Genomic DNA, 5274 nt, shown 5'->3' on the forward strand with positions numbered 1-5274 from the left:
GCTGGCTGGGCTTGAGGGTCTGGCTGTGCGGGGGAGTGTGCGGTCGGGGCGTTCCGCGGTGTTGTTCACGGGGCAGGGTGCGCAGTGGGCGGGGATGGGGCGTGGGCTGTATGGGGCGTTTCCGGTGTTCGCGGCGGCGTTGGATGAGGTGTGTGGGGAGTTCGGTCCTGAGCTGCGGGAGGTGATGTTCGGCGGTGAGGGGCTGGATGAGACGCGGTGGACGCAGCCCGCTTTGTTCGCCTTCGAGGTGGCTTCGTTCCGCTTGCTGGAGTCGTGGGGTGTACAGGCGGATTACCTGCTGGGGCATTCGATCGGTGAGCTGGCTGCCGCGTATGTGGCGGGGGTGTGGTCGCTTGCCGATGCGCGCCGGGTGGTCGGGGCGCGTGGTCGGTTGATGCAGGCTCTGCCCGCCGGTGGCGCGATGGCGGCGGTGGAGGCCTCGGAGGACGAAGTCCTTCCCTTCCTGGCTGATGGTGTGAGTGTCGCCGCCGTGAACGGCCCGACCTCCGTCGTGGTGTCCGGCGATGAGGTCGAAGTCGACCGGATCGCCGCGCACTTCACCGAGGCGGGTCGTCGTACGCGGCGACTGAAGGTGAGCCACGCGTTCCACTCCGCCCGTATGGACGGCATGCTGGAGGACTTCCGCGCGGTCCTGGAGGGTGTGGCGTTCAAGACGCCCCGCCTGCCTGTGGTCTCCAACGTCACCGGCCGCATGGCCACCGCCGAAGAGTTGTCGTCTCCCGCGTACTGGGTCTCCCAGGTCCGCTCAGCGGTCCGATTCGCCGACGGCGTGGAGGAGTTGGCCAGCCGGGGCGTGAACCGTTTCGTAGAGGTCGGCCCCGACGGCGTACTCACCGCGATGGTGCGGGAGTTGGGTGGCAGCGACACCACGGCCGTACCTCTGTCCCGGCGTGACCGGGACGGGGAGCGTACGGCCCTGGATGCCCTCGGGCGGCTCTGGGTCACCGGTGCGCCCGTGGACTGGGTGCGGGTGATCGGCGGCGGCCGCCAGGTGGACCTGCCCACGTACGCCTTCCAGCGCAAGCACTACTGGCTCGACGCGCCCATCGACGCGGGCGACCCGAGCGCACTGGGGCAGGCGGCCGTCGATCATCCGCTGCTCACCGCCGCGGTGAGTGTCGCCGACGGTGACGGGGACGGTTATCTGTTCACCAGCAGGCTGTCCGTCGCCGATCAGCCATGGCTCGCGCACCACGTGGTACTGGGGACACGGCTGCTGCCCGGTACGGCATTTGTCGATCTCGCCCTGCGTGTCGCCGAGATGCTTGACTGCGAACAGGTCGAGGAGCTGGCGCTCGAAGTACCGCTCGTCATACCGGAGTCGGGCGGCGTCCAATTGCAGGTGTCCGTCGGCGCCGCCGATCCCGAGGGCTCGCGCGAGCTGTCCGTACACTCCCGGGCCGAGGACGGCGACGCCCCCTGGACGCGGCACGCCACTGGGCGGATCGCGCCCGGCGCCCACCGGGAGAGCACCGATCTCGTGTCCTGGCCTCCGGCCGACGCCCAGGAGGTGTCGGTCGACGGGCTGTACGAGACGTTCGCCGACGCTGGACTCGACTACGGGCCCGCGTTCCAAGGCGTACGGGCGGTGTGGCAGCGCGGCGGTGAACTGTTCGCCGAGGTCGCCCTGGCCGAGCAGTACCAGACAGAGGCATCCCGGTTCGGGCTCCACCCGGCGCTGCTGGACGCGGCCCTGCATGTCTTCGCCTTCGCCGATCGCGAATCCGGGGGCAACGCGCTTCCGTTCGCCTTCCGTGGCGTCTCCCTCCAGGCCACCGGGGCGGTCGCGCTGCGGGTCCGGCTCGCACCGCTCAGCTCCACCGCCGCCACCCTCGACCTCGCCGATGACTCCGGTCGCCCGGTCGCCTCCATCGAGTCGTTGCTTCTGCGTCCGGTGAGCGCCGCGCAACTCGCCTCCACCCGGGACTCGTTGTTCGAGGTCGACCTGATCCCCGCCCCTACGGACGGCGCACGCCAGGAGCCCGGCCGTCTCGCGGTCCTCGGCCCCGACCTCCTCGGTGCCATGGCCTCCCTCCTCCCCGCGTCCGGCGCGGCGGTCGAGCGGTACGCCGACCTCTCGGCCCTGATCGCAGCCCTCGCCGCCGGCGAGGAGCCCCCGACCCAGATCGTGGTGTTCGCCGCCGATCTGGTCGACGGCGACACCATGGACGACCCGACCGCCGCCGTGCACCGCGTGGCCCGGCGGGCGCTCCAGTTCGTACAAGGCGTCCTGGAAGACGCCCGGTTGGAGTCCGCACGGCTCACATTCGTCGTGCCGGGCCCTGAGTCCGACCTCGGACAGATCTGCGCGGTGCTTCCCGGCCTGGTGCGGTCGGCGGCGTCCGAGTACCCCGGCAGGTTCGGACTCGTCGAGGCGGAGGCCGAGGTCCGGCTGCCGGTCGGCGCGCTGGACTGCGAAGAGCCCACCGTCGTCGTACGGGACGGTGCGGTGCTCGTACCGAGGCTGGTACGCGCCGCCACCCTCCCGCCCGGTGACGCGGCACCGGCGGCGACTTGGGACAGCGAAGGCACCGTCCTGGTCACCGGCGGTACCGGCGGCCTCGGCGCGCTCGTCGCCGAGCACCTGGTGACCCAACACGGTGTACGACACTTGCTGTTGGTCAGCAGACGTGGTCAGGAAGCGCCCGGGGCACCCCAGTTGCGTCAGCGACTCACGGAGCTGGGCGCCGCCGTCACGGTCACGGCCTGCGACGTGTCCGACCGTACGGCGCTCGCCGCGCTGTTGGCTGCCGTCCCGGCGGAGCACCCGCTGCGCGGCGTCGTCCACACCGCCGGGGTCACCGACGACGCGATGATCGCATCCGTCACCGCGGACCAACTCGACGCCGTACTGCGCTCGAAGGTCGATGCGGCGATCAACCTCGACGCGCTGACCCGCGACACGAACCTCACCGCGTTCGTCCTCTACTCGTCCTTGGCCGGCACACTCGGGGGACCGGGCCAGTCCAGCTACGCCGCGGCCAACACCTTCCTGGACGGCCTCGCCCGCCGCCGGCGCGCCGCCGGCCGACCCGGTCTGTCGCTCGCCTGGGGACTGTGGGAGCAGGCCAGCGGCATCACAGCCAAGCTCAGCGACGCGGACCGCCGCCGGATGGTGCGGAGCGGCTTCGACCCACTGCCGTCCGCCGAAGCCCTCAGCCTCTTCGACATCGCCTGCGCGACCGACGCCGAGCTGCTCGTACCGGCCCGGCTGCGGATCGAGGAGCTGCGCGCCCAGGCCGTGATCCCCGCAGTACTGCGCACACTGACCGCCCGCCCGGCCCGGCGCACCGGCCGTACGATCGGTACCGGCGCCGACAACGCACTCCGGCAGCGGCTCATGGCACTCGCGCCGGCCGACCGGGAACGCGCGATGCTCAGGCTCGTACGCGCCGAGGCCGCCACGGTGCTCGGCCACGCGGGGGCCGACGGCATCGACCCCGAACGCGGCTTCCTGGAGGCGGGTTTCGACTCGCTCACGGTCCTGGAGCTGCGCAACCGTCTCGCCGCTGCCACCGACCTCACCCTGCCCGCCACACTGCTCTTCGACCACCCGGCGCCGAGAAACCTGGCCGGGCATCTGCTGTCGCGCATCGTGGAGAGCGCGACCGTCGCCACGACCTCGTCCCGCACGGCGGCCGTGGTGGCCCCGACAGGAACGGAGGCCCGGGCCGATGAGCCCATCGCGATTGTGTCGATGAGCTGCCGTTATCCGGGTGGTGTGGAGTCGCCGGAGGATTTGTGGCGGTTGGTTTTTGAGGGTCGGGACGGGGTGGGGGAGTTCCCTTCGGACCGTGGGTGGGACCTGGGGAATCTTTTCGATCCGGATCCGGATCATCGGGGTACGTCTTATGCGCGTGAGGGTGGATTCCTTTACGAGGCCGCTGAGTTCGACCCGGAGATGTTCGGGATCTCGCCGCGCGAGGCGCTCGGTATGGACCCGCAGCAACGCCTCCTGCTGGAGACCGCCTGGGAAGCGCTGGAGAACGCCTCCATCGACCCCAGCACACTGCGCGGCAGCCGCACGGGCGTTTTTGTCGGCGTGATGTACAACGACTACGCCTCCCGCCTCCGCGAGGTCCCGGACGGGATGGAGGGATACGTCGGCAACGGCAGCTCGGCGAGCGTCGCCTCCGGCCGCATCTCGTATACCTTCGGCCTTGAGGGCCCGGCCATGACGGTGGACACGGCGTGCTCGTCGTCCCTGGTCGCGCTGCACCTGGCGGTGCAGGCACTTCGGCGTGACGAGTGCTCGCTCGCCCTCGCGGGCGGGGTCACCGTCATGTCGACACCGAACACATTCATCGGGTTCAGCCGTCAGCGCGGCCTGTCCGTCGACGGCCGGTGCAAGGCGTTCTCGGAGGACGCGGACGGTACGGGGTGGGGCGAGGGGGCCGGGCTGCTGCTGGTGGAGCGGTTGAGCGACGCGCGACGGCTCGGGCATCCGGTGCTGGCTGTGGTGGCGGGGAGCGCGGTGAATCAGGACGGTGCGTCGAGTGGCCTGACCGCGCCGAACGGTCCGTCGCAACAGCGCGTCATTCGCGCCGCGTTGGCGGACGCGGGTCTGTCGGGTGCGGACGTGGATGCCGTGGAGGCGCACGGTACGGGTACGTCGCTGGGTGACCCGATCGAGGCGCAGGCGCTGCTCGCGACGTACGGGCAGGACCGCGACGGGGACCAACGGCTGTGGCTCGGCTCTGTGAAGTCGAACATCGGGCACACGCAGGCTGCCGCCGGTGTGGCGGGTGTGATCAAGATGGTGCAGGCGATGCGGCACGGTGTGCTGCCGGAGACGCTGCATGTCTCCGAGCCGTCAAGCCATGTGGACTGGTCGGCGGGGGCGGTGGAGCTGCTGAGGGAGAACCGCGCCTGGGAGAACGCCGAACGGCCCCTCCGGGCAGGTGTGTCCGCGTTCGGCATCTCCGGGACGAATGCGCACGTCGTCATCGAGCAGGCCCCGGAGGCCGAGACCAACTCCCCGATGCGGTCCGGTCTTTCGGTCCTGCCGTGGGTGCTGTCGGCCCGCTCGGAGGAGGCGCTACGAGCCCAGGCAGCGCGGCTACGGACCGTCGGCGCCGACGCCGAGGCCGACCCGGCAGACGTCGCCTTCTCACTGGCGAACGGCCGGGCGGCTCTCGACCACCGGGCGGTGGTGCTGGGTGCCGACGGTGCGGAACTGCTCGCCGCTCTGGAGAACGTCACCCTGGCCGGGTCGCCCGCGAGGGCCCCCGGCAATGGACGTGACGGGGACCT

1 protein-coding gene is annotated in these 5274 nt (G+C 71.1%); it reads left to right on the top strand.

The annotated features are described in order from the left end of the window. Positions 1-5274: SDR family NAD(P)-dependent oxidoreductase (locus QR77_RS29185; protein ID WP_347359826.1), on the top strand; the 5274-nt coding region annotated here is incomplete at both ends.

The sequence above is a fragment of the Streptomyces sp. 150FB genome (genome assembly GCF_000818195.1).
GTDB lineage: Bacteria > Actinomycetota > Actinomycetes > Streptomycetales > Streptomycetaceae > Streptomyces.